At 44.2% G+C, this 26,652-nt stretch carries 19 protein-coding genes; 5 read left to right on the top strand and 14 right to left on the bottom strand.

Going from position 1 to position 26,652, the window contains the following annotated elements:
• Nucleotides 1-6: 6 nt before the first annotated feature.
• The gene (locus R7Z50_RS01980; protein ID WP_206970225.1) at nt 7-606 is read right to left on the bottom strand and encodes a hypothetical protein; all 600 of its coding nucleotides are present in this window, start codon (nt 604-606) and stop codon (nt 7-9) included.
• Between the two features lie 503 nt (nt 607-1,109).
• Here R7Z50_RS01980 and R7Z50_RS01975 point away from each other — a divergent pair.
• The 3 genes from R7Z50_RS01975 to R7Z50_RS01965 are packed head-to-tail and all read left to right on the top strand — an operon-like array spanning nt 1,110 to nt 6,324.
• Nucleotides 1,110-2,423: a type VI secretion system ImpA family N-terminal domain-containing protein gene (locus tag R7Z50_RS01975; protein WP_137282736.1), complete on the top strand. Its 1,314-nt coding sequence runs from the start codon at nt 1,110-1,112 to the stop codon at nt 2,421-2,423.
• A 27-nt stretch (nt 2,424-2,450) separates the two neighbouring features.
• Entirely contained in the window at nt 2,451-5,840 is a 3,390-nt protein-coding gene (tssM, locus tag R7Z50_RS01970; RefSeq protein ID WP_206970238.1) for a type VI secretion system membrane subunit TssM, read from the top strand.
• Between the two features lie 31 nt (nt 5,841-5,871).
• Nucleotides 5,872-6,324: an Lrp/AsnC family transcriptional regulator gene (locus R7Z50_RS01965; RefSeq protein WP_005373369.1), complete on the top strand. Its 453-nt coding sequence runs from the start codon at nt 5,872-5,874 to the stop codon at nt 6,322-6,324.
• A gap of 54 nt (nt 6,325-6,378) precedes the next feature.
• Here R7Z50_RS01965 and tssG read toward each other — a convergent pair whose 3' ends face one another.
• From tssG to R7Z50_RS01900, 13 genes are all read right to left on the bottom strand, one after another.
• Nucleotides 6,379-7,377, bottom strand: a complete 999-nt coding sequence (tssG, locus tag R7Z50_RS01960; RefSeq protein WP_005373373.1) for a type VI secretion system baseplate subunit TssG — start codon at nt 7,375-7,377, stop codon at nt 6,379-6,381.
• Nucleotides 7,374-9,122: a type VI secretion system baseplate subunit TssF gene (tssF, locus tag R7Z50_RS01955; RefSeq protein WP_017820373.1), complete on the bottom strand. Its 1,749-nt coding sequence runs from the start codon at nt 9,120-9,122 to the stop codon at nt 7,374-7,376. The genes tssG and tssF overlap by 4 nt, the downstream gene beginning before the upstream one ends.
• Nucleotides 9,123-9,132: 10 nt before the next feature.
• A complete protein-coding gene (gene tssE / locus R7Z50_RS01950) occupies nt 9,133-9,543 on the bottom strand; it encodes a type VI secretion system baseplate subunit TssE (protein ID WP_005373376.1) in 411 nt (136 codons plus the stop codon).
• A 61-nt stretch (nt 9,544-9,604) separates the two neighbouring features.
• Nucleotides 9,605-11,080 (bottom strand): type VI secretion system contractile sheath large subunit, encoded by a 1,476-nt coding sequence (tssC, locus tag R7Z50_RS01945; protein ID WP_005373378.1) that lies wholly within the window; start codon nt 11,078-11,080, stop codon nt 9,605-9,607.
• Nucleotides 11,081-11,088: 8 nt separating this feature from the next.
• Complete coding sequence (gene tssB / locus R7Z50_RS01940) at nt 11,089-11,595, bottom strand: type VI secretion system contractile sheath small subunit (RefSeq protein ID WP_005373381.1); 507 nt, start codon at nt 11,593-11,595, stop codon at nt 11,089-11,091.
• Nucleotides 11,596-11,621: 26 nt separating this feature from the next.
• Nucleotides 11,622-13,196 (bottom strand): type VI secretion system protein TssA, encoded by a 1,575-nt coding sequence (gene tssA / locus R7Z50_RS01935; RefSeq protein WP_005373383.1) that lies wholly within the window; start codon nt 13,194-13,196, stop codon nt 11,622-11,624.
• Nucleotides 13,183-15,183, bottom strand: coding sequence for a serine/threonine protein kinase (locus R7Z50_RS01930; protein ID WP_005373385.1), 2,001 nt, complete (start codon nt 15,181-15,183; stop codon nt 13,183-13,185). Before R7Z50_RS01930 ends, tssA begins: the two co-directional genes overlap by 14 nt.
• A gap of 237 nt (nt 15,184-15,420) precedes the next feature.
• Nucleotides 15,421-16,365, bottom strand: a complete 945-nt coding sequence (locus R7Z50_RS01925) for a hypothetical protein (protein ID WP_005373388.1) — start codon at nt 16,363-16,365, stop codon at nt 15,421-15,423.
• Nucleotides 16,358-17,350: a DUF2169 domain-containing protein gene (locus tag R7Z50_RS01920; RefSeq protein ID WP_318148829.1), complete on the bottom strand. Its 993-nt coding sequence runs from the start codon at nt 17,348-17,350 to the stop codon at nt 16,358-16,360. Before R7Z50_RS01920 ends, R7Z50_RS01925 begins: the two co-directional genes overlap by 8 nt.
• Complete coding sequence (locus tag R7Z50_RS01915; RefSeq protein WP_213901148.1) at nt 17,331-18,650, bottom strand: hypothetical protein; 1,320 nt, start codon at nt 18,648-18,650, stop codon at nt 17,331-17,333. Before R7Z50_RS01915 ends, R7Z50_RS01920 begins: the two co-directional genes overlap by 20 nt.
• 94 nt (nt 18,651-18,744) lie before the next feature.
• A complete protein-coding gene (locus R7Z50_RS01910) occupies nt 18,745-19,227 on the bottom strand; it encodes a hypothetical protein (RefSeq protein ID WP_025767908.1) in 483 nt (160 codons plus the stop codon).
• A 2-nt stretch (nt 19,228-19,229) separates the two neighbouring features.
• A complete protein-coding gene (gene tssI / locus R7Z50_RS01905; protein WP_005373412.1) occupies nt 19,230-21,308 on the bottom strand; it encodes a type VI secretion system tip protein VgrG in 2,079 nt (692 codons plus the stop codon).
• Between the two features lie 72 nt (nt 21,309-21,380).
• A complete protein-coding gene (locus tag R7Z50_RS01900) occupies nt 21,381-21,899 on the bottom strand; it encodes an Hcp family type VI secretion system effector (RefSeq protein ID WP_005373415.1) in 519 nt (172 codons plus the stop codon).
• Between the two features lie 456 nt (nt 21,900-22,355).
• Here R7Z50_RS01900 and tssH point away from each other — a divergent pair, with 456 nt between their 5' ends.
• Nucleotides 22,356-25,034 carry a type VI secretion system ATPase TssH gene (gene tssH, locus R7Z50_RS01895; RefSeq protein ID WP_318148881.1) on the top strand — a complete coding sequence of 893 codons (2,679 nt, stop codon included), beginning with the start codon at nt 22,356-22,358 and terminating at the stop codon, nt 25,032-25,034.
• Nucleotides 25,021-26,652 carry a sigma-54-dependent Fis family transcriptional regulator gene (locus tag R7Z50_RS01890; protein ID WP_258509911.1) on the top strand — a complete coding sequence of 544 codons (1,632 nt, stop codon included), beginning with the start codon at nt 25,021-25,023 and terminating at the stop codon, nt 26,650-26,652. The genes tssH and R7Z50_RS01890 overlap by 14 nt, the downstream gene beginning before the upstream one ends.

Here is a 26,652-nt window from a genome sequence, read left to right as displayed (position 1 = left end):
CGAACCTCAAAAGAGCAAAGAAACTGATAGTTCAAGCCCACCAATTCCATCATTTACAACCGGAAGGATATAAGAGGCCTGCGGGATAATTTGTATATGGGCGTCAGGATTACTGCCTAACTTTATAGCAGTACCAAGGGTCACAACCGCACCTAACTCAAACTGGTCGATATCTTCAACACTCTCATAACGATAGCCCTCTTGGTCTACTTGCCAACGATTAGAATATTGCGAGTAACTGACAGACAAGCCCGCACCAACATATGGCGTGAAAACACTCCAAGAAGTCAACGCATATTGAGGAACAACACGAAGTTCATAGTTCGTCGCTTCTTGATATAAGCCGTTTGCTGGCGCTTCAATATCTTCTGCTAGATAGTTTAGCCCTAACCACCAACGCCAACGGTTATTGTTTTCATCAATAGGACGAGTATGAACCAAGCCGAACCTAAGCGTATCCTGCTCACCACTTTTACCTTCATCGTATTTAATGCTATCGATAGTCAACATACTGGTAGAGAGTCCATATCGCTCCCCTTTTGCCATTGCAACAGAAGAAAATAGACACATGGCTGAAATCAGCCCAATTTGACTTGGTTTTAGCATTTCGTCCCTCTAGGAAAACCGATATTCTACTTAGAGGCGAAAGATATCAATTATATTCTCTTTTTCAATAAGCCTAAAAAAACACCTATAATTTAATACATTTCAACTATCAGGTTGGTTGTTTTACCTACAAACAAAAACTAAAGAACCGACTACAGATTAAGTGACGAGACAGTAAATATTTCTATTTAAATAGAAGTAGCAGAATTTGATTGCTAATTGAACAAAACGTAATCTCCGATAACAATTTAGTTACTTTTTAATCAACGTTCTCATCTTCATATATAAGTTTCTTCTTATAAATAGACTTAACTATTGATATTAATATTATGAACAAAGATCACACTAAAAGTAATTTAATTTCTTTTAATGAATTTTTATTATCTAATCCGCTTATTTTGTCTATAGAATTGCGGCAGATGTGCACTGCTTATAATTTAATATAACAGTAGTGAAATCCTATATAACTTAATACTTCTATATGATCAGTTGGAACTTTCCTTATGTTTTTTACCGACTTCGCTCGAAGACCAATCGATGAAAATAACCCAAGCGGCTCTAATCCTAATGGTTCTGAGGATTTTGACGAAATTAAACGTCAAATAAACAACCTGAATAAAGTCACAGGGAGAGTCTCGTGGAAAACGGTTCAAACACTCTCAAAAAAGATCTTGAGTACCCAAGCGAAAGACCTACGTTGTTGCTGTTACTTTACCGTTGCGTCAACCTATAACGACGGCTTAAGAGGCCTTGTTGAAGGGTTAAACTCAATACTTGATGTGTGTGTCGTATATTGGTTCAACGCGTATCCAGAGCATTCAAAGTCAAAGGCACGAATGAGCGCTATTGAATGGATGGTAGAGCATACTGAAAAACGAATTAATAAGCATCGGGCGTTACCAGAAGAGCTTCCATTGATAGAGGCAGCACATCAATTATGCTTGAGGATTGAGGAAGAGCTTCGTCTTCATTACGGTATTGAAGCGCCGTCATTAGGTCGCATTCGCCGTATTTTGAATCAATGGATTGAGCAGATAAAAGAACAACAAATTGCGGCTGAGTTACGCGAGGAAAAACAAGCCAACACTAGCGCTCCTGCAGCAACGCAGAAGGCACCTGAAATTAAAGTGAATGTGTCTCCCTCTCCGGCACCGGTGCCATCACCCAACCTAAATAGCCAAGAGAAAGCATCACCGGCAAAGTCTGGTCGATTTATGATCTACTTCGTTATTGGTTTGATTGTTACTGCGATATGTTCACATTTCATGTACGAGCAACAACGTTATCGAACATTGGAACAAAAAATTAATCAAGCTTCACTTAATGAACTTGTAAATTTGGTCGCCTCGTTAGATTACGAAAATAAAAAATATGCTCAGTCATTGAAAACGCAGGCCATTAATCGTGTCGATATTATGATGAATAACTGGTTTTTAGACTCGGCAAAAGTAAGTAACGTCAGCGAGCTCGATAGCTTGACCAATGAATTAATCGCAATCTATCCAGATTCGTCTTCTGCACAGCAGCTACGTCAAAACTTTTTGACACAGAGCGCCCATTTAGAAGACCAGTTTATGGATGTTTATAAGCGATTCTCAGACGCAAGAACGGTGTTTGCCAACGTAGCTAGACAGAATGTAGATAAGAACTCTGAAAAGGCGTACGAATACAGTAACTCGTTATTCCCGCTTTTAGGTCGTATTGAATACGCTGAAAAGTATTCACAGCAAAAGGAAATTGACCGCGCAACCCTTTTACTGAACATCTACCTATATAAATTGAGTCAGCTACAAGCTGAAAAAACTGACAATAAATAACAATACAATTAAAGAAGTTTTAGGCTTATGTTCAAACAAAAACTGTTTAGAAATCCAGTGGTGATTTCTACTATATTGATGTTTTTAGTGGCTGCAATTATCACCACTATTTATCTGCTTTTTCTTGACGAAATCGACCAACTTTATCTTTGGCTGACCCTTGGTGCTATCGCCATTGTTTACGTCACTTTTCAATTCACATTATGGTTGAAGAAAAAGAACAACGCTAAAGCTCAACATTTGGAAACCGAGGAAGAAGCACTTTCTATGGTTATCCAGCCTCTTCTTGCTAACTCAGGCAAGAAACCAATTTACCTGATGCTTGGTAATAAAGGGTCAGGGCGACGTCAATTTTTATTTAATTCTAGTGCAATTAAACCGATGGATCGCACTAGAACCGCAAAGAATGACTTTTTTGAATGGTACGAATCTGACAGCGCTGTATACATCAAACCAGACCAACGCTTAGTGTTCCAGGAAGTATCAAGCAGTGATGCTTCTTTATGGAATACGTTCATTGAAGAAGTTATTCATCATCGACCTCGAAAGCCATTTTCAGGCTGTCTATTCTTCACCGATTTCGAGTTCATGATCGTCTCTGAGCCAGAGCAAAAAGAGTACACCATTTCGTCGTTATTGGCGCGCTTGAGTACCATCAACTCTAAAACGTCTTCAGCATTGCCAATCTATTTGATTATGTCAAAGCTAGACAAGTTAGATGGCTTTAAAGAATACATGCACTTTAGCTCTCTCAAGACACGTGTTGAGTTCCTCTCTATCCCACTAAAAGAAGCCAAAGGTGTGTTTGCAGAGTACTACCGCGATAGCTATCGAAATCTAGTGAGAGTGCTTGAAAGTAATGCGCTAGATGCATCCGCTAATTCAACGGACATTGATGAGAAACAAGCAATACTCGCTTTCCCTAAGCAGTTTGAACTATGTCAGTCTGAAGTCAGCTATGTGCTTGAGCGTCTATGTGATGTTAACAACGGTGTCTATTCACTAGACATCCGTGAGATTTTCTTTAGTTCGAGTCTGCAAGGCGGTCGCAAGTACAATTTACTTGCAAAAAGTTGTAGTAATTACTTCAACTTACCTATTATCGCGTCAGAGCATACTCAGTTAACAGAAACGCCTTATTTCTCTCGCTTTCTGATTGATTCACAAATATTGCCGGAAAGCGACTTTGCGGGCGAAAACAAGACCTATCTTCGTCTAATTCAGAGACAAAGCCGTTTGGCAATACTCGGCTCTATTATCCTGCTTACTGGGGGCAGTTACTTCTTTTTCACGACATTAGACAGTAACTTACATGTGATGAATCAACTCTTGAGTATCGATGACAAATCACAAATAGAGCAAGATGCAAGATTCGATGAGCTTTTAGCGAAGGCGACGAAAGCAATAGAGCCTTCTTATGGGGCGTGGCTTAAAGGTTCTAAGGCTTTGGATGAAGAGATATTACCACTCAACATTAGCCGTTTGGATCAAAGCACTCGCATCGCTTACGAAGCATTACTTAAGGACGTTGCTCAACAGTTGATACCTCTCATTGAGAAAGGTTACCGTCTACAACTGACACAAAATCAAAACACTTTTACACGCGCTTTACCTCTATTGAAGGGGTATCTAATGCTAAACGATCCAACAAAGCGTGATATCCGTTTTTTGCGTCATCAAACTCTCCAAATGATGAACGATTTGAGCAACCAAAGTGACGTCGTCAATCAGACGATGCGCTATTTGGACGCTTACTTTCGCACACAGTTTGATCCAATTGATATCAATATGGATCTTGTTCGTGCAACACGTCGCTCATTGCTAGCAAATTCGAATGTTGATCTCGTTTATGCAGGCATTTTAAACGAAGCAAATTCGATTGATTTAGGAACCCTAGATCTGCAACGAGCTGTGGGTTTTGAGTTTAGCAATGTATTCAACACACCAATCGATAGTGAACGCTTGATCGTAGATAAGATCTATACCTCCACTGGTTTTAGCACTTTTTATCGACCACGCGTGGACCTAATGTCACAACAAGTCATCAGTGACAACTGGGTTTTAGGTCTGTCACAACACGTTATTCCTACTAGTGAAGAACAAGAAGCCTTCAAAGAGGAAGTACGTAAAAAATATACTGACGACTACATCAGTAATTGGCGCAATGCGCTGAGTGAACTAAAAGTCCAGAACTATGACAATGTCGGCGACCTAACGAACGCGATAGACTTAATCTCGGGCCCTTCTTCACCAATGACAACCGTACTGAAGCAGGTCTATGCCAACACACAATTTTCACCCGTTGGTGAAAAAAATGCTCTGATTTCAAAGCTAGACCCGAAACTCGTGGCAGCGGCAGACTCCGCATCAGACGCAGTAGAGGAAGTAGTTAAGCCTGATTACTTGTTGATGAAACGTGTTGAACAAGCTTTTCACTTATTAAACCAACTTCAGGTCAGTGAAACACCAAACTCCCCTACTCCTTGGGATGAGACCGTAACTGCGCTAAGCCGTGTTCGCACGTATATGAAAGACATCGCTGATGCACCTGACCCGCAAATGGCGGCGCTAGCGGCAGCTCAGCATCGAATGAACAGCAGTGAAGCTGACCCATTAATCAAACTTAAACAGATTGCCCAAAAATCACCGGAACCCGTTCGTAGCTGGTTGTTAGATGTGGTTCAACAAAGCTGGTCAGTCATGATTAAAGAGTCCGCTAAAGGCATTCAAACCCAATGGTACAGCGAGATTTACACCAAGTTTAAAGAGATAGGGCTAGGACGATACCCATTTGATCTAACAGCGACCGAGGAAATCTCAATTGAAGATTTTGAATTACTGTTTGCTTCAGGTGGCTTGTTAGACACATTTATTCAGAAAAATTTTGCACCGTTCTACGATACCAATTTGTGGACGCCAAAACAGGTGGATGGCGAGACGATGCCAATCTCTCCGGCTCTGTTAGTGCAACTGCGTAACTATAACGTTATTCGAGACACATTAATTAATAAAAGCACTAACCGCGTTCATATTCCGTTTAGTGCAAGAGTACTCGATCTTGATTCTAGTGCGATTAGAGCGAGCTTAAAAATTGCAGATACCAATATAAGTTACTACCACGGTCCAAGCCGCATTCGTGAAATGGCATGGCCACCGCAAAATGGTGACTTCAATATTAGTATCACACTCCAGGATGTAACCGATGAAGGCAGACAGCACGTTTTAAATAAGAGTGGTCAATGGGCGATATACAGATTGCTAGGTGACTCGACCTTGACAAACACTCATAACGGCAGCTTTGTCAGTGACATAAAAGTGTCAGGGAGGGACTTGAGCTTACGCATCACTCCGTTGACACAGAAAAACCCATTCACTCTTGCTGAGCTGTATAACTTTACGCTCCCAGAGTCGATTTAATAACAATATAAAAACAAAATAGGCAGAACACATGATTTCAAACATGACTTTACAAGGTTTAGATAAATTAGATCGAAAAATACTTTCAAGTCTATTGTCGAATGGGCGAGAGTCGATTGCGAATCTATCCCGAAACATTGGTTTGTCTCGAACAGCAGTAGCAGAAAGAATTAATCGTTTAGAAAAGACCGGTATTATCAAAGGCTATACCGCACAGATTCGTGTAGAAAATGAAGGGCGAAAAGCCGCTAGTTATCTACTGATCTCTTGTGAAAAGGGTAAGAAGAATGATGTAACGAATGCACTTAAAGAAATCCCTGAGGTTCGCTTAACGAGCGTTGTTGGTGGCAACTTTGATATTATTGCCCTAATTGAAGCGCCCGACCTGCAGTCTATTCATCATCTTTGTAATGAAATTGAATCATTTAACGGCATTCAAAGGCTTGATACTACCGTTGTACTGCACCAGCCGATCAGTCGTTAAGCTTTTCTGACCTCTTCGAGGAAAACATAAAGGGCCGCTCGTTGAGCGGCTTTCTTATATGCTTCCGATAAGTCGAATTTTGGCGTCTTTATCACCTGGGTTGCCAAGCCAGAACGTTTGACCTAGTTGGTTCCCTTCTCCATTACCCAGTTTGTTTTCTGGAATACTGTCGAGGTTAACTGTCAACTTTAGGTCCCACGACATTGGGTCACGCAGAATAAAGCGCATCAAGCCCACCAGCGTCTTATGTAACTCACCATCGTAGGAAAACTGCTTAAACGTTTCAAAATCAATGTTGTCGATACACAAGTTAAACTTGCCGTTCAAATCCGCAATGCTTTGTCCCAAGTGTAAGCTTTGCCCCAATACACAATTGGAACGATTGAGTTTGTTACGCTGGCTTTCAGCGATTTCTACGCGTCTATAAACCCATTCTTCGATTCGCACATTCGGCAGTGAAAAGTAGTGCGAAACAATACCGGAAATAAGCTTGGGTGAGCGTGTACGCGTAGATAACTGGTTCACGTAAGACAGAACTTTCGCTCGATCTAACTCCGCTACTTCACAATCTTGCATAACGCTTGACAGACCAGCCAAATGCAGTATGCGCCCAGAAAACGCATCGCTCGCCCCGCTTTTGTACTGCACGTGATATCGGTATTTCTTCCAAACACGATACAGTAAGCTTGTATAGCGGTTGTGGAAAAAGTCGAAGAAATCCTTCACTGGGTTATCATCGGGATCACGACCGACGAGTTTCTCAGTGTAAGACGCAGGCAGGGGCGAGCTTGAACCATGCAAGCCAAGAAAGTTCGTCTCAATACGTGAATATTGCTGTCCGTTTCTTTCCATATGAGTAATAAAGTCCATATCACTCTTTGGAAAGCACAGGTTTGGCGACACGCTGAACTCAATTCGCTCTTGGTGAAAGTATTTGTTCTCGCCCACGGCAACAAAGTTTGAGTTTGGCTCCAACTGGTAGTGTTTCTCCAACAGCAACACCGCTTGGTAGAAACTAAACTCATTCGACTTATCAGAAAGTGTGTTAATCATAGTATTGTCTGCTGCCCGATTAGGCTTGCCCAGTTGTAAACCTCGCCCGTCGCTTCATCGAACACCTCTAGTTCGGTAAAGGAGTTCACACTCGAATACAAACGGATAAATTCATTCAATACCGTGGCCATAAGGAACATATCGCCTTCATTTACGAAGAACTTAGAGTCCGTCACGAGCTTGAATTGGTTACCACGCACAGATACACCACGAAATACGCGATCGATTGGTTTCATCTCTGACGAAATAATGCCATCAAGTCGATGAATCGACGCGCGGTGGGCTTGTCTATCGACTCGAGAGTGGAAGTCGTAAGTCGAGAGCAACACTTTCAACACATCGATATTGGCCAAAGACAAGTAGTTGAGCGACATATTGGCAATCAACTGCCATTGAAGTTCACCATTAACCTGAGGACTTACTGACTGTGTTGGCTTAGTAATGTTTTTAAACGTCGCATACGTTGGCGATTTGTGCGTCGCGTAAGTGATGTCTCCTACTGACAGGCGCTCCGCTAAGTCCGCGTTACTGCATTGCAGTTTCATCAATACTGTTTCAGTCCCTAAATCCGCAATGTCGCCATTGTGAGTATGGAATGAGATATAGCGCTCTAACCCTCTTCCGCTTACTCGCTCGCCCACTTTGGATTTGTAGAACTCTCGCTTATCACGCTGGTTGATTTGGTGCTCAAACGATTCAAATTCAATCAGTGGTTTTCGGCGACGCTCGTCTTTACTCCAGCTCTCCACTTGCTCAATGGAATAAACCTCGTAATGCTCCTGAGTGTTACTTTGTGGACGCACCTTGTACTCGTTTCGTCGATGCTCTAAACGGATTGGATCGCCGTCTTTTTCAAACAAGTTAACGGCAGGTGTGCAGTGCAACCTTAAGTGTTTATCTTTAAGCACCACCTCTGAAGGCAAAGCACGCTTAAAGTGGAATTTGATTTTGACCGTACTGCGCTGTGGAATGCCTTTTAGCCACTCTAAGCCTTTAATGTCGAAGAACATGAACTTATCTGGCAAAGAGAAGAATTCTTGCAGCAAACGGTAGCCTGCAAAGGAATTTTTGCTGTAAGGCAACAGCGCCTCGTCCTCTTCATGCCCGACTGGCTTAACGTATTCTGGCCCTAAACGATGTTTGTAGCCGCCACCAACATCCAACTCGACGTGATCTAGATAACGGAACAGCCATAAGAAGACAGTGCGAGTAATATGAATCTCACCATGCAGGTGCAATCGCAGCGTGTCTAAACCTATCCGAGACAGCTCAAGGCCATGCTCCGTCGATAACGTCACATCAATCATCGAGCTGGTGCGGCTGTTAGTTTGTTCGATGTTAGTAATCGTAATTGGGTATAGATTGACGTCATAACAAGTACGGAACAAACACTGCGTGCCTTCTACCTGCTCGCTGGCCATTTCCGCACCACGTTTCACCACGGTTTTCTCAGTAACACTTCCGGTATGCGGTTTTAGTTCGCTAATACACAAAGACGGAATCGAACGCATGTAATGTGGCCACAGCAAAGTCATCAGAGATTGCGTAAGCTCAGGCAGTTCATCGTCAATCTTTTCGCGGATGCGTCCGGTCAAAAAAGCAAAACCTTCCAGCAATCGTTCGACATCTGGATCAAAAGTTCCTTCAGAGAGAAAGTGAGTTAACTTCGGATGATATTTGGCAAACTCACTACCCGACTCGCGTAAATACGTGAGTTCATCTTGAAAGTATTTACTGTTACTCAAGTGGCACCTACTAAACGTTAAATTGGCCGTCGGTTCCCATGTAGACATCGATCGACATTGGGACTTTACCGCCGTTATGGGAAACTTCGCCGCGAATACCAAAGCCGAGTTGTAATGGATTATGGTGGTCTTCACGGTAATGAACCTCGACATTCAGCAGTCGGGGCTCAAAGCGTTCTATGGTTGACGTGATGTTTTTTTGAATATGGCGAACGAGGTTTGTGTTGTTAGAAAGTACGTCGTTAAAATCTGGCAGACCATACTCATTGTCGATCATTGCGTTGCCGGAGTGCGTATTCAACAAGTCAGCGAGATGCGAGTGAATGGATTCAATCAAATGCTTATGAGACACCACTTTCTCGTAGCAGTTTTTTGGTTCTCCTAGCTCGATCCGCTCTAAAAGACGGTAACCTTTTTCCATATGCGGTCCTACGAAAAAAGCAGCCAGTCTTCACTGGCTGCTTGATGGTTTCAGTAATGGGTTATTGGTCTAGCTTACCAACTAGAGACAAGTCGAAGCTTGCGCCCATGTACTTGAAGTGAGGACGTACAGACATCGATACTTTGTACCAGCCTGGATCGCCTTCTACGTCTGATACTTCAACCTTCGCAGCGCGAAGTGGGCGGCGACCACGAACTTCCGCTGGCGGGTTCTCCTGGTCAGAAACGTATTGACGAATCCACTTGTTCAATTCGATTTCTAGGTCAGAACGCTCTTTCCAAGAACCAATTTGCTCACGCTGTAGCACTTTGATGTAGTGCGCTAAACGGTTGATAATGAACATGTAAGGAAGCTGAGTGCCTAGCTTGTAATTCATCTCGGCTTGTTTGCCTTCCGGCGTGTTCGCAAACACTTTTGGTTTTTGAACAGAGTTTGCAGAGAAGAACGCCGCGTTGTCAGAACCTTTACGCATGGTTAGCGCAATGAAGCCTTCTTCCGCTAGCTCGTACTCACGACGGTCAGAAACCAGGATCTCGGTTGGGATCTTAGTCTCGATTTGACCCATAGCTTCAAAGTTGTAAACCGGTAGATCTTGTACAGTACCACCGCTTTGAGGACCAATAATGTTCGGACACCAACGGTACTTAGCAAATGATTCACTGATCTTAGACGCCATCGCGTACGCTGAGTTACCCCATAGGTAGTTATCATGGCTGTCTGTCACTTGCTCATCGTAGTCAAACGCCTTAATTGGGTTATCTTCAACAGAGTAAGGCGTACGTAGCATAAAGCGAGATGTACATAGACCTAGGTAACGTGCATCTTCGTGCTCACGCAGACCACGCCATTTCGCGTACTGTGGACCTTCGAATACAGACTTAAGATCTTTTAGGTTTGGCAGCTCTTCGTAGCTGTCTAGACCAAAGAATTTAGCCGATGCCGACGTGATGAATGGTGCGTGAGACATTGCACCTACGTTCGCCATATATTCCATCAGTTTGATGTCAGGCGACGAAGCTGACATAGCGTAATCACAAATGACGGCGCCAACAGGTTTACCACCGAACTGGCCGTATTCACGTGTGTAGATTTGCTTGTACAGGCCAGACTTCACCACCTCTGGCGCGTCTTCGAAGTCATCAAGAACTTCGTCTTTCTTTGCAGAGATCAGTTCGATTTGAATGTTCTCGCGGAAGTCAGTGTGATCAACCAGGTACTTAAGGCCACGCCACGTTGATTCAATCGCTTGAACTTCTTCGTTGTGAAGAATTGCATCAACTTGCTTAGACAATTTTTGGTCGATTTCAGAGATCATCAGATCAACCAGAGATTGGTCGACTTTCTCTGTGTTCGAACTACTTAGTAGCTCACTGATGAATGCTTCTACGCCGCGTTTTGCAACGTCAAAACCTTCATCACTTGGCTTTAAACGTGTTTCGTTAAGAATGCTATCCAGAAGTGAGCCTGATTCAACTAAGGCTGCTTCTTGTTCTGGCGCTTGTGCTTCTGCAGACATGATATCCCTTACTCTTCTTTCGCGTCTTGGTCGTTGCCAATGCTTAGTTCATCCAACAGTTTCTTTCTCGCTTCTTCATCTTGAAGAACCGATGCGATCTTCTTACGGAACGCAGGAACATTTCCTAGAGGACCTTTCAGTGCAACCAAGGCTTCGCGAAGCTCAAGTAGGCTGTTTAGTTCAGGTACACTTTTCGCGATCGCTTCAGGAGAGAAGTCCTTCATATTTTGGAACGTCAGATCAACACCAATCTGGCCGCCTTCTTCATCAGAAAGACGGTTTTCAACGTTGACTTTAACGTTTGGAGACATGCCCTCTAGCACTTCGTTAAAGTTGTCTTTGTCGATGTTAATTGGAGTACGTTCTTCAATTGGTGTCTCATCTGCACGCGCAGTAAAGTCGCCAACTACCATCATGCTTAGCGGCAGCTCTACGTCTTCTTGCGTATCGCCAGTTGCTGGAACATAACGGATATTAATTCGCTCTTTAGGAGCCACCGAGCCGTCACGTGACATAATTCGTTCCTTATCTAACTCTTTAATTAGTCGTAAATTGCTTTCCACTCTTCATACTTCTCAGGTAGAAGATCCTTGCTTCCAAATAACCGATGGAGTGTTTTTCGAATTAGGTCTTCTAACTGTGACGATAAGTGGGGTTCCCAGCTCGCGAGATTAAACGCTTTTTGTACTTCCCACCCCTTCTCAAGATACGGCAAACACAAAGGGTATAATCCAACAGACTGGTAAGCTGCTATCAATTGCAAATACAGCATGAACTGCCCACGTCCCGAGCTATCCAGCTCAAGTTTGCGGGCAAGCTCTGCGGCACATTCCCCTAGATTTTCTAGAGTGATATCCTCCATTGGCAGCGAGTCTTCCTGCGAAATCACAACCGTTTGAACAACGGGTTGAGAAGTCGAAGAAGTAGTATCTTGAGTCGATAACCAGCTCAAGGTCGCTTCATCTGCAAATGGTATAGAATTCTTAAATGAGAGGTGCTCGATGCCCTCTAGCGATTCAACAAAACGCGTCACTTCTTGTTTCACAGCAAGCGCTGCATCATCAAAGCCCAAGTTATTAAGCATCGAATACACGAAGTAATGGCCCGTCAGCCAAAACGGCGCATCCGTTAATGTGCGCTCCAAACGCTTAATGGTGTCGATGTCGCTTTCTTGTTCAGCTTTATCTCGGTATTCCGCTTGTTGATCGGACGACACTGCCAAGCTCAAAGGCGTTTGATTATTTTGGTGGTCGGGTAGACCATCAATGTCATCCCAAGTCAGATGACGATAAATCCGGTAAGCCAGCGGATCACTTGGGTTCGCATGAAGCATGACTTCCGCAACCTTCTTCAAGGTGCGCTTAGAAGCCGTAGGCGAAGAGAAGTCCGTATCGACATCGACTTCTTTTGCTACCGCTTTCTTAACTGGCGCAGGTTTAGGGGCCGGCGGAACCGCCTTCACCGGTGCGGTTTGCACTTCATTCTGCGCTGGCGTTTCTTCGGCAGCAGACTGCGTAGCTGGTGCAGGCGCCGCTTGTTCAACGTTAACGACTGCATCATCGCTCTGCTCATCAGCCGCCGCTTGTTGAGATAAAACATTGAGTTGAGTGCGAATCTCAAAGAAATCCGCTTCTGAGTCTTGATAAACCTCGTCGTACTGACGCTGCACTTCTTCAATAGTCGAAATGCAGTTTGATACCAAATCCCATGACTGAGCACTTTCCGCTAACTTGCTGCTGACCAGTTTAAACTGATGGTTCAACCATTCGACCGCGCCATCTCGACCCCGCTTTCGGGAAGGATACAATTCAACGCCAAAGCGACTTAACGCCTCACTAAGCAGCTTCAGACCTTGTTCAAAGCCTTGCAGACCAAACTCTTCTGTTAGCGCGCGAACGAGGTAACAAATGGCTTTTAAGTCTTTACTGTGGTGCTCTAGAACTTCAGTCGCGTGCGTTTTTACCACGCTCCAATCTACTGTTTCGCCAAACAAGGAACCGAATTTCTTCACTTCGGATTCCATCATTTCATAGCAAAACTCGTAACGGGCATCGTTACCCACTGGAGATTCATCAGAAATAGGATTAAGCAGACGATCGATATCAATGTTGGACAAAGTTCACGTCTCCTTCAGTCAAGTAATCTCTCAACGCACGCGCTACCGCAATTGCGCCATTTGCTGGCTTAGATAATCGATGGCTCTGCTCTATCGCATCCGACGCCATGCTATCTAGAATTTTCGTGATTTCTGTAAATTTACTTGGTGCATTCCGTTCTAAATCGGCAAGGGATTCATGTAGCTTTTGTTTGTCGTAAACGGATTGCTCCATCACGGTGCTAAACAAAATAAATTCGCTTCTTGCGACGATTAAATCTTTTATTTTTTTGTCTAGTTCTGGCGTATTCCCGAAGTAGGCTTTGGCTAATTCAGCTTCTTCAATTGCTTTGGTGTAAAAGTGCGCCTCTGCATGTTTATCGATGGAGTCATTAATATTTTCCATCACAGCCTTTGGTAAGATTTGGTTGTAGAAATAGGCTTGTGACTGGTTTAACAACCATGCCTCTTTCATTTCATTTTCTGCGAGCTTAGCTTCACCATCTAAAATTAAGCGAGCAATCTGCTTATCTCGACTGCCAGCTATGGCAGATACTCTCATGGAATCGATAGACGCGACATTTAACCCAGACATCACTTTAGTCAACGCCTCATCTGCATATGGAAACAGGGCACCGTCACGAACAAGGGTTTCTCGCAAGGTGACAAGCTCCTTACGTAATTCGACTAATGCCATTGGTAAGCCATCCGCTAACGATTGATACGACGTTAACTGAGCCTGTTTTTCTTCATATAAATTCGAGAGGCTTAACTGCTGAGCTTGATATGCTGTTCGATAAGCTTCTGTCATATCAATACTCTGAGTAGCTTGAGACAATTCTTCTTTGATTTTCCATGGAGGCTGAGCCAAAAAAGAAGCCGTTTCAGAGGGCGTAATAACGTGAGTTACAGTAGTGACACCTCGGGAAAAAATGGCATCCAATTGATCTTTATTCTGTTGATACAAATAACTTCCTGCTGTTGCCAGCACACTCAACACTAAGCTCGCCTCTAATATTTTAAAGCGACCATACGCCGTTTTATCATTTGGCTTACAGTGTGTAAGCAGCAAATCCGCGTTACGCAAGCTACTGAAAATTGGTGCGTTAGAATTTGAGCTAATTGATTGCGTATCGATTCGCGCTAACTGTTGAGCAAAAGAAATAGCGGTATAGCCATGCCCTCTTGGTTTGTTGATGACTTCTTTCAGCAATTTCCAAATATGAACCGGGATCAAAGCTGGACGCTTTCGGTCTTTTAACTGCTTATTCCAAGCATCACCAAATATTGAGCCTAAAAATAGATGTCCAGCGAGCAAAGCGAGAGAGTAAACATCATCTTGCGGTTCCGCGATGCCAGTTTCTATATAAAGAGGGGAAGCGTAGCTCAAGCTTGCTTCTGCGTAAGGTTCTGTCTCTCCAATGTAACGAGCAGCGCCGAAATCAATGAGCTTAACGTAATCGCCTTCACTCACTAATACGTTAGATGGTTTAATATCAAGATGGCAGATACCTCTTGTATGCATAAACTCTAGAGCGCCAGCGAGTTGATACACCAACCAAGCGATGTGGTCGTGGCGGAAGCCTTTAGAAGAATGACGCTCCATTTTTTCTGCCAGTGACTCACCTTGGATCCACTCGTACATCAAATATGGGCGTTCGAATTCGTTGCCGATTTTTACAAAGTTAGCCACGCTAGGGTGTTGAGAAAGCTCCAGCCTGCTCGCTTCGTTAATCAACATTTTGCTCGCAAATTCTGGCGAGTCATCATTGATAACTTTGCAACAGATTTGCTTCTCTGGCTGCCCTTTTTTTGCAAGATGGTAAACCGTTGTCTTACCATTTTTAGAAGGAAGCTTGTCTAATACATCAAACTGTGAAAAAAGCACGTACTCAAGCTTCGGCTTATTTTTTTCTGCTAGCCTTTGCTCATTCAGTTTCTTTTTCTCAATAGCTTTAACAACCAACTGATCGATATATCCTTTGGCTGTACTCTGATTATTAGACACTTAGTACTCTTTCATAGAATAAATATTATTAGAGTTGAATAATATTTTCTTGAACGTACTTGTATCAAGGTTGGTATTTAAAACAAACAGTAAGCCTATTATTTTAGTTATTATTACTAACTTATTAGACCTTTTTACTTACGCTTTCACTGCATGAGTTATACGCTTTTTCGTGTTACAAACTTCAACCTAATAATATGAGTATATTTTCATTGCCATTTGATCGATGAGTGCCCGCTAACATTGCAGTAATTGGAGAACTCCTTTGTCACCATGAAAGTCGAACATTAACAACGTAGTTGGTTGCTTAAAGTGGTGCTCTCTGACCGCAAAGGCAATTAAAGCGAGAGAAGAACAACTGCCCATTGTGCCCCACAACTCATTGATAAGCTGCGGTTGTTCTGGGTTCGTGAATCGTTCTGCTTTAGCCCCCAGAGCAAAACCGTAATCTTCCGAATGCATGCGCAGGTTCGTCATATCGGAATACACTTCACCAAATGAATCAAGCTTTTTACTCGCACGTTGAACAAGTCGAAACATGCCTCTTCGGTCTGAAGTGTTTAATTCCGTATCAATGTAGCCAAGCTGCGCTTGAGGCTTAAGTTTCAATGTTTCTACGGTGTTTTTTCGACAAAGAATTAAACCCGCCCCACCCTCGCTCGGAATAACGCCCCATGGATTATTGGTACTCATTACCATCGCATCGTCGATGAGTGTTTGCATCGAACTCACCAAGGAATCGACACTGATACACATCATAGCATCATATTTATCCAATGATTTCATGGCCTGGAGAACGAAACTGGGCCCACTGGCATGAACAGCATTCACCACAGAGAGAAATTCAGCATAGTTACTTTCACCAAGCCATTCTTGCACCTTTACTAGTGAAACAGACGCAGGCACCGCTATAAGCAAAGGTATTGGTCTCAATGAACGTGGTAACTGTGCTAACAATGAATCAAGCAAGTGGGTGATTAACTCACACGTTTTCGCAAACTGCTCACTTTCTTTGGTGTATTCGATTTTGGCGTAAGTAAAACGCTCGATACCATCATCCCCTAAACATTGGTCGAATCTTCCTAAATCAGCATACGAAACTGCACTAGCAATATCTAAATTCATACCGGTTGGCGTCATCACTTCCATCCCTAGCACGTAACGGCCTGTTGAATTATGCATGCTCGCTTACCTCTTCCAACTTAGTGATCGATGTCGACACCAACAAATGCTCCTTGCCCTGACAAGGAAACGCAGCGGTGTAACTGATTGATATAGTTTTCTTTTCCACATCAACGAATAAGGTGTACATCGCCATATCAGCTTGAAAACTTTGATCTTTGAACGTCGCGATCGCACGGTATTTTTCTTTAGGAATTCGAAATGAAAGCGTGTCATCATGACAAAAGCCACTCATCATCAAACGCTCCCCCCCACGAAGGAAGCCTTTGCACTGTTGATCAATAGGCGCGCTTTGGAAGAACCGCTTATCAAAATCGAGTGGCAACATTGGCTTGCGATTCTCAATCCAATCGTCATCGAACGTGCCGGCCAGCTTCTGACGCGACTCAAAGAACGGATGCACAGGCCCGAACCCCGCAACGCGTAGCTTTTTCGCGGCGGCACTCCAGTCCTCTCGGGGATAAAAAATCGAGGGTACTTTCTGTTCAAGCAATTCTTTGTTGGAGTCGGCAACCCCACCACCTATTCGGTTACGTAAATCACCGCCTACCGCGCAAGTGTAATCAATGTCTTTTTCAATAAATGGGACTGGATTGCTCAGCGTGATACTGCCAGCATGCTCAACCCATACGCGTTCCCCGTGAATAGCGAGAATCTTATCGATATGACCATCAATCAACACGCGACACTCTTGGTATGTCACTGGCTTTTTCGCGTAACTGCGCGCTTTGCCGTAAACAAGTACATCTGTGTTGTCTTTGGTATACGCGAACTCGTGGTCAACTTTCATCGCAGAGAAGCCTTCTTCGCCCAAATATTGGGGATCATCGAAGATTTCACTTTCACCTAATTCGTGCCAAACCACACCATCGAATTGCCATGTGCGTTTGGCGACTACAACCCAGACTTCATCGCCGTTTTCGTCACGTTGAAAACGACCTTTAAGTGATAGCTCAGGGTGCGCCTCAATATCCCATAACTGCATTGCTATTCCTTAAGTTGAATCGTTCGCTCGCAGAAGGTGCGGCCTTTAAATTGTTGAAGTTCCAGTCTTGTTGATGAATCGGCATTGCCATATCCCAAGGCACGTAGGCTCTGGATTGAATACAGAGTTGACGCCATAGCCAATCTCGGAACAGCACATCAACGTTAGCATCTTGCATCGCAGCTAACGTAGACTCGAAGCTCAATGCGTAACCCAAGCGGCTTGGTAGATTTTGGATGTATTTTTCATCTTCCACCCACTCATTAAGAAGATCGACGATCTCTTCCCATTCATACTCGACACCAACATCTTGCGGATTCAGAGGAAGAAGCTTTCCGTAGACGACATACAAGGCTTGAAGCCAAATTTCACCTTCAGCTTCCTCCAGACTTTCCAAGTGCTCGATGATTTGGGGCACCAGTTTCCAATTACCACCCAGCGCAAAATCAACAGGTGCTAATGAAGAAGAGATATCAAACGCCTCAAACTCTTTTAACTCAAGTAACTTGGCATAAGTGAGCACTTGCGCTGATGGTAATCCATTTGGTTCGATGCCAAAGCACTGACGGAACCAAGTGCCTCTGTCACGTTTGGTAATCAAACGTTCAAATAGATATTGTTCGCTGCCTGCATTGTCATTGAGCCAATCAATCCCCTCTTTCACGTCTTGTAAAGCGAGCAGTGGCAAAGCAACATGAGAGCTAATGATGCTGGCTTTGTGCCAGCGCTTGATGAGAGAAACACTTAATGTTTGACGTACACGTAAGCATTCAAAGTAAAACGCACTGGATGTCGCATTACCCTCAATAAGCTCCGAAAGCGTGCTATCCATAGATTCAACCGGAGATTGTACGGCAATGACCATTGCGGTTTTAGCGTCAATATCTTCGAGTAAACTCAATCCGCACAAAAGGTTATCCAACTCTGAGCCCAACTCGCCCTGTAGCATCAGCCAGCTGTAGATTTCTGGCTCCTGGCCTCTTAACTGATGAATCAACCCCGGTGCTAGCCGATAAAACGACAAGTACACCTGCTTCAGTTCTTCAATTTGGCGTTCGATCAGCTTGAGATACGCCAACTCACGACTTGGATAACCCCTTTTGTGAATTTGAACTCGCTGCCTGATTAAAAACCCGATACTTTCAGAAGCAATGGACAGCTTTTCATTACAGAAATCCAGCCATGTTACTGGCAACTGGGAAAGGTCATTCACAGCGCGATCAGCTTTTGCTAACGCGCCTTCGACTTCTTGATTGGTTATGGGTGCCTTTAGGTGCTCGACACCGATTCTTTGTCGCATCTAGTTATCCGTTATTAGCGTGCCATAGCGCGATTGCAATTAGTTAATACAAAGTAATTAGCTAACTCGACGTAAATTAGCTAATGCTAGGTAATTAGTTAATTGCGATCGTTCCGCCTTGAATTTTTTGTGCTTTTTCTGCTTGAGAAGTGACGTACTTCGCTTTAGTGGTAATTCGTCCATCGCGCCCGCTATAGCGAGTTTCTGTCTCACCACTTTTGACTACCAACTCTTGTTCTGTCTCGATAACCATCTTCTTCGCTCGCAATACAAACTCGTCAGAGTCATCCAGAATGGAGAAGAAAATGTCCGTCACAAGAGGCAAGCTTAAGTCGTCGTTCAAAAATTCAACTCGACAACTTAATCGATTATCGATAGCCATTTGCAGCTCAGAACGACGAAAGCCACGTCCTAGTCTCGCAGTGAGTGGCTGCTTAAATGGGTTACCATCAAAATCAACTCGCACACTGCCCGTAGACTCATTGATAGCCACTATTCTTCCAAAACGCGAAAAGCAAGCCGTTGATTCGGCTTGCTGCTCTGATATTACTTCTGTTGTAAGAGGTTGTTTTTCCATTGTTAGTTAACCACTACGTTGCCACCTTTCACGACGACTTTGTCACTGCCTTCGATCGTAATAGCCGAGCCTGATAACTTTATTGAACCATCACTGTTCATCACTAAAGAGGAACCACCCGTTTTCAATACAATCTTGTCGCCACTGATAATTTGCGTTGCACCATCAGCTTTATAAGCGGTGTTCCCTTTCACTGATACCGTTAAGTTGCCACCAACCGTCTGGTTATCATCCGCACCAATATCTGAACTCTTAGACGCACCGATAGTAAGGTTACTGTTTTCGCCAATATCTAAGTCATCATTTTTACCGATCTTAGTCGTACGGTTATCACCAATTTCTAAGTCAGAATTGTTTTTCACATACTGGGCTTCGTTCGCGTTGTATGTAACGGTAACGTCTTGCTCGACTGTCTCGGTAAACGTACTGTTTACCTGTGTCGTTTTATGCCCATGAATGGTTTCTTTATGGTCACCATGAACTTCATTCGTTTGGTGACGTGCAACCTTCAAGAATTCATCTTGACCGATATCACGGTAACGGTTGTTGAGCACCTTGGTCGACATGTCTTTTTGAGCGTGAATATAGACTTCTTCTTGGTTCGCTTCGTCTTCAAAACTCAACTCGTTGTAACCTGTTCCTTTGTGCGTTTGCGTGCGGAACGTGGTACGAGTTTTGTTTTCTGGCAAAGAGTACGGTGGGAAATGCAAACCGTTGTAAACTGCGCCCGTAACTAACGGACGATCTGGGTCCCCCTCAAGGAAAGTTACTACGACTTCGTGGCCAATACGCGGCAAATAAACTGCGCCCCATGTTGGCGCCGCCATGGATTGGCTTACACGAATCCAACAGCTTGAATGCTCGTTGTTATCACCGTAGCGATCCCAATGGAACTGTACTTTCACTCGACCAAGCTTGTCGGTGTAAATCTCTTCACCTTCTGGTCCTACAACGACCGCCGTTTGAGGGCCATCCACTACTGGTGCCGCTAGTTTAGGCGCTTTAAACACCACATCACGTGGAATACACGAGAACTGGTTGTAGTAAGTGGTTGGCATACCACTCGCTTCATCTTCATGCACTTGCGGATCTTGACCTGTGTGCATTACGGACAACATGAGGTAATCGCGGTTAATCTCAGAACGCGGGTGGTCACTGACGTTAAAGCTGTAACCAGATGCTAAGCGCATTACGTCACTCGTTGCTTCCACTTGTTGATTATCGACTATGTGTTCCGACATCCACTCCGTGGTTCTCACCTGCCCCATCAGCGGGTCGACGTATCGTCCAGGATAATCAAACTGCTTGAGATCTTGGTCTAGCTCGCCAGCCTGTGTCATCTCTTGTGGAATTTTAGGGTGTTCGTAGTTGTAATCTGTGTACGTAACCTGTCCCGTTCTAACGCGGTTAACTAACTCGAGATCAGAGATATGTTCGCGATCGGCAACACCGCCACCATCGGCATGATAAACAATCGGCCCAATGTAAGAAGCATTTAGTGGCGAGCTTATCAAAGGTGCAATCGCGTCATTACTGTCGACAATGACCATCGTATGATTTGAATCGCTATGGTCAAAGTAATACCACATACCGTGTTCAGCCATCATACGCTGCACGAAGTGCAAGTCAGACTCACGGTATTGCAGAACGTATTCTTTTGGAGGATAAGTACCCGACACTTCAAATCGGTAATCGGTGACTGCTCCATCATCGAGTACTTCTGTGATGATGTCTTGCGCTGACTTTTGCTGGAAAATACGACAATCTTGGCGCTGAGATAAGAACCAAGCTTGAGGAACCAAGACTAATTGATAACGAGAAAAACGACGTCCAGTCCCTAAGTAACGAACTTCATTCACCACGCCGTTGAACACACGCGCAGCCCCAACACCTTGTCCGTAAAGTGTCAATGTTCCTGCTTTACGTATTAACTCATCGAACGAGATATCTGGATCAAGTGAAAGTAATGAGAGATTGATGTGGAAAGGCTTAGATAACTCTTCATGAACATGAAAGCTCTCAACCCGAAATTCATGCCCACATCCAGGCACTTCAAATTTAAATTCTACGTCATTCACCATATCTTTTACCTGATACAAATAATCGAATTAGGGCCAACAATCGTTGGCCCTGAATCTTTACGCGACGAGCAATTAAGCTTCGCGTGGAGCACGCCAGTCGTCGTTACCCGCAGTACCACAGTTTTCGTGAGTTACTTCGATCGCACGGTAAGTGAACTTAAGCACTTCTTCTGTCACGCGGTCAGCTGTTGCTGCGTCTTGACAGTGGTTCATACGAGTTTGGATATCGACAAGTAGCGCATCAATCAATTTGATTGAGTAGTAGTGCTCTTGTTTACCTTGAACTGAAGTACGGTAGAAGCGGATCACACACTCAGGAAGTTTTTCGCCAGATACTAGTGCGTTGAATAGTAGTGGAGATGAGCGATCTTGAACTTTAGTTACAACAAGTGGACGGTGTACACGTTGACCAGTTGGCTGACCACTTTGTGGATCACGTGGAACTGTTAGCACGTGATCAAGTTCTTGTACTAGGAACTCATCAACGTGAGCTTCTTGCCATGTGTTACCTACTGAATCTGCAGAGTAAGTATCTTTAGTAATATGGCCTTGAGTCTCACCTTGGATAGACATATATGCTGGAGTTGGCATCGCTATTTCCTTTTCTAAAATCTGTTTTGTTTAAATCACCAAATCGCTTATCACCGCGACTAGTTGGTATAATCAAAGTCCGTGCCAACTTTAAAAATCAAACAAAAACAACAACTTAAGTAATTACAGGCATTGTTCACTAATATATTGAGTACAATTTATTGGATAAAAAACCAAAAAGTTGGATTAAGATAATAATAAATTGTTCTAACTTTAAAAAGTGAAAATAACCATATAAAACCGTGTAAATAAAGTCATTAAAACTAATAAATCCGACACTTTTACTATCAATTAATTTAGAATAACAACGCCATTAAAATAACCACAAACATTAATGTCACAATAATCATTAAAAATAACCAACAAACGATAGTCAAAATATCTTGATAAAAAAAGAACGCAATTACTTTTAGTATAATAGCCGCTACCTCTTTTCCTCTAAAGAATAAAATGGCTATGATAAATATAAACCTTTCTTCATTAATTCAGCGTCTACACCCGATTGCAAAAGTAGCATTAGAAGACGCCGCTGCACTTGCAGTCTCTGAAAAAGCAAACGAAGTTCAAATTGAGCATTATTTACTGAGTCTATTAGAAAGGCCAAATAGTGATTTTGACGTCTTATTGAGTCATTTTGATTGTTCTGAGAACTTATTAAGACAATCGGTTCGATCCACACTCGACACCAACGCCAAAGGAAATGGCAGCAAACCTGTTTTTTCTGCTTTATTAATCGAATGGTTGCAAGAAAGTTGGCTGGTTTCTTCTTTAGATCTATCCGAAACACAAATCCGCTCTGGTGCCCTGCTCCTTACTCTTGTTAGCAACCCTCTCCGTTACGGCCAACATGGTTACGCCTCTATCCTTGAAGCGGTAAACCCTGACAGCCTTAAGCGTAACTTTGCAGAGCTAACAAGCCACTCTATTGAGGCGCAAGTTGCTACTTCAGAAAAAACACAAGCTCGTGAAGATGGTTCAGCACTGAGCAAGTTCACAACCGACTTCACTGGTAAAGCACGCAAAGGCGAAATCGACCCTGTTTTCTGCCGCGACCAAGAAATCCGCCAAATCGTGGACATTCTTGCTCGTCGCCGTAAAAACAACCCTATTGCTGTTGGTGAACCGGGCGTTGGTAAAACCGCAGTAGTAGAAGGCTTGGCACTTAAGATTGTACAAGGTGACGTACCAGACAACCTCAAAGGTGTTGAGCTTTACGGCCTGGACATGGGTCTTCTGCAAGCTGGTGCAAGCGTAAAAGGCGAATTCGAAAAACGCCTAAACGCAGTATTGGATGAAGTGAAAAACTCGCCAACCCCTATCATTCTTTTCATCGATGAAGCACACACCCTTGTTGGCGGTGGTAACCAAGCGGGCGGCAGCGACGCGGCAAACTTGCTAAAACCAGCCCTAGCGCGTGGTGAAGTGAAAACCATCGCTGCGACAACATGGTCGGAATACAAGAAGTACTTCGAGAAAGATCCTGCTCTTGCGCGTCGTTTCCAATTGGTGAAACTCGACGAACCGTCTCCTGAGCAAGCAGCATTGATCATTCGTGGTCTGCGCCCAGCATACGAGAAGTCACATAACGTTTACGTGCGTGACGATGCTATCACTGCTGCGGCAGCACTTTCTGCTCGTTACATCTCTGGCCGTCAACTGCCAGACAAAGCGATCGATGTACTAGATACGGCGTGTGCACGAGTGAACATCAGCCTTAATGCCATTCCTGCTTCTGTTGAGACTCTGCAGCAAGAACTTGCAGCTCAACAGCGCGAGCTTGAAGCACTTGAGCGTGATGCTCTGCAGCAAACTGGCGACAAGCACAGCATTGCTAACATTCCAGACCTAAAACTGGCAATGGAAACAACGAAAGAAGAGCTAGCAGAACAAGAAGCGCAATGGCACAAAGAAAAAGAGCAGATCCAAGAGATGATTGCTCTACGCTCTCGCTTACATGAACTGGTCTTTGGCGAAACAAATGAAGAAGAGCTTGTTGCAGACGAAGATTCAGAACAAGAGCAAGACGTTTCTCCATATGCAGAAATGGATGAAGAAGCCGTTCGCATTGCCATTTCGGCCTGCCAAGAACAGCTAGATGTAATCCGCAATGGCAACCCACTGGTTCACTTTGAAGTGGGCCCAGATGAAGTCAGCCATGTGATCTCGGACTGGACTGGTATTCCAATGGGTAAGATGCTTCAAGACGAAGCAGAAACCACGCTAAAACTGAAAGAAAGCCTAACACAAAGCATCAAAGGCCAAGAATACGCTATCGATGCACTGTCTGAAGGCATTCAAACTGCGAAAGCTGGTCTAGGTAACCCAGACGCACCAACAGGCGTATTCCTGCTGGTTGGCCCAAGTGGCGTGGGTAAAACCGAAACGGCTCGTGCGATCGCTGATCAAATGTTTGGTGGTGAGCGCTTTATGACGACCATTAACATGTCTGAGTTCCAAGAGAAGCACACGGTATCTCGCCTAATCGGTTCTCCTCCGGGTTACGTAGGTTACGGTGAAGGCGGCATGCTGACAGAAGCGGTTCGTCAACGTCCATATTCTGTTGTTCTTCTTGATGAAGTGGAAAAAGCCGACCCTGAAGTGTTGAACCTGTTCTACCAAGTGTTCGACAAAGGCACGCTGAACGACGGCGAAGGCCGCACAATCGACTTCAAGAACACGCTGATCATCATGACCAGTAACCTTGCGACGCATGAGATCGAATCTTTGGTTCATCAATCCAAAGACATCGATGCAAACATCATCGCAGAAGCTATTCGCCCTACTTTGAACCAACACTTCAAGCCGGCGCTGTTGGCACGTATGTCAGTACTACCATTTGTTCCGCTGTCTGATGAAGCAATGACAGAAATTATTCACCACAAGCTGAACAAAGTTTCTCAGCGTCTACAGAGCCATCACAAGTTGTCTCTGAGCTACGAAGAAAGCTTGGTTGAGTTCGTACTAGGTAACTGTCGCCTTGCTGAAACGGGCGCGCGTAACATCGACGCGGTCATCAACCGTCAGTTGCTGCCGCAACTATCGACTCAGCTATTAGTGCATGACAAGGATGATTCACATACGCAAATCGAAGTGTCTGTCGATGAGCAAGGAACACTAACCTATGCGTTCAGCTAACCATAGCGAACTTAGTAACGCCCTACTTGCGATCAGTCAGTCTTTGGCTGATCGCAGCCAGCTTACCCAAACCTTGGATGCTGTGTTGACCGCTGCGAGACAAATGACCCTCGCAAAGCACGGCATCATTTATGTTTTGGACCAGACTGGCCAGGCGTTGATTCCAAGTACCGCTCACCATAACGATAAAACGATTGTTTCCCACCCTTGGGAAGCATTACAGTTAGACTCAGCCAGTGAGAACGATCCATTCAACTTTGCCATTCGTAATGGTGAAGTGGTGTTGATTAACGAGTTGTATAAGTACAACGGCTATGACTGCGAAAGCATCTATCAAACAGAACAGACACTGGGATTAAAAAGCGAGAACTTACTGGCTTGGCCTTTGATTGATAGCGAAAGCAAAACCATTGGGCTGTTAGTCTTACTCGATTTGAACGTCATCGACAACGAGGCAGCCTTGACGGAGTTTTGTCGAATGGCAGCGAGTAATATTCGCCAAGCCGTTTGGTTAGAGCAATACGGGCAAGTAATAAAAAATCTCAATGCCGACAATCAAGCCCTAGTGCGCGAGAACACTCAGCTCAAAAAACGTACCCAGAAAGCCTATCAAGGTCCTATTGCAGAGAGCGAAGAAATGCTCAATGTCTTGAATCGTCTTGATAAGGTGCTATCTCTTCCTGTCGACGTTCTGTTGCGTGGTGAAACGGGCGCTGGTAAAGAGGTGATCGCGAAATACATTCACGAAAACTCTAACCGTTCAGAACAACCTTTGATCGTTCAGAACTGTGCGGCTATTCCAGAGCAGTTATTGGAATCTGAGCTTTTTGGGCATAAGAAAGGTTCATTTACGGGCGCAGACAAAGACAAAGTCGGTTTGTTTGAAGCAGCCAACGGCGGCACGCTTTTCCTAGATGAAATTGGCGATATGCCAATGCTACTGCAAGCAAAATTGCTGCGTGTGCTACAGGAACGTAAAGTTCGCCCAATCGGCACTAGCAAAGAGATTGAAGTGGACGTGCGCGTTATCGCTGCAACCCACTGTAATCTTATGCAGCAAATCAAAGATGGCGGATTCCGTGCCGACTTGTTCTATCGCTTAAATGTCTTCCCTATAACATTGCCGCCCCTGAGAGCCCGTAAGTCGGACATTATTCCCCTTGCTGAACATTTCGTGCAACACACAACCAACACGCTAGGTTTGCCGCAAGCGCCAGGGTTAAGTGCCAATGTACGTAAACAGCTGCTTGCCTACCAATACCCAGGGAACGTGCGTGAGCTTAAAAACATCATCGAGCGCTCGGTACTACTGTCCGATTTTGAAACCATCACTCATATCGAGTTTGGTGAACAAACCCCAGAAGATGTACCAACTGTCGAAGTGAAAGCAGCCTCACCTACTCCAGAACAACCTGCTTATGAGCAGCCAGCACAAGCGGATTTAGAAGATGCTTCAAAGAGCCTTAAGGATGTTGTCAGCCAATACGAGCGCACAGTGATCATCGATTGCTTAAATGCGTGTAATTGGCACACCAAGAAGGCCGCTGAGCGATTGGCGCTGCCAATGAGCACTCTCAACCATAAGATGAAGAAATACGATATTTCTGCAGCGGGTTAA

The organism is Vibrio sp. 1249-1, assembly GCF_033340495.1.
Note: the sequence above shows the minus strand (reverse complement) of the source record. Positions and strands in the feature narration are given on the sequence as shown.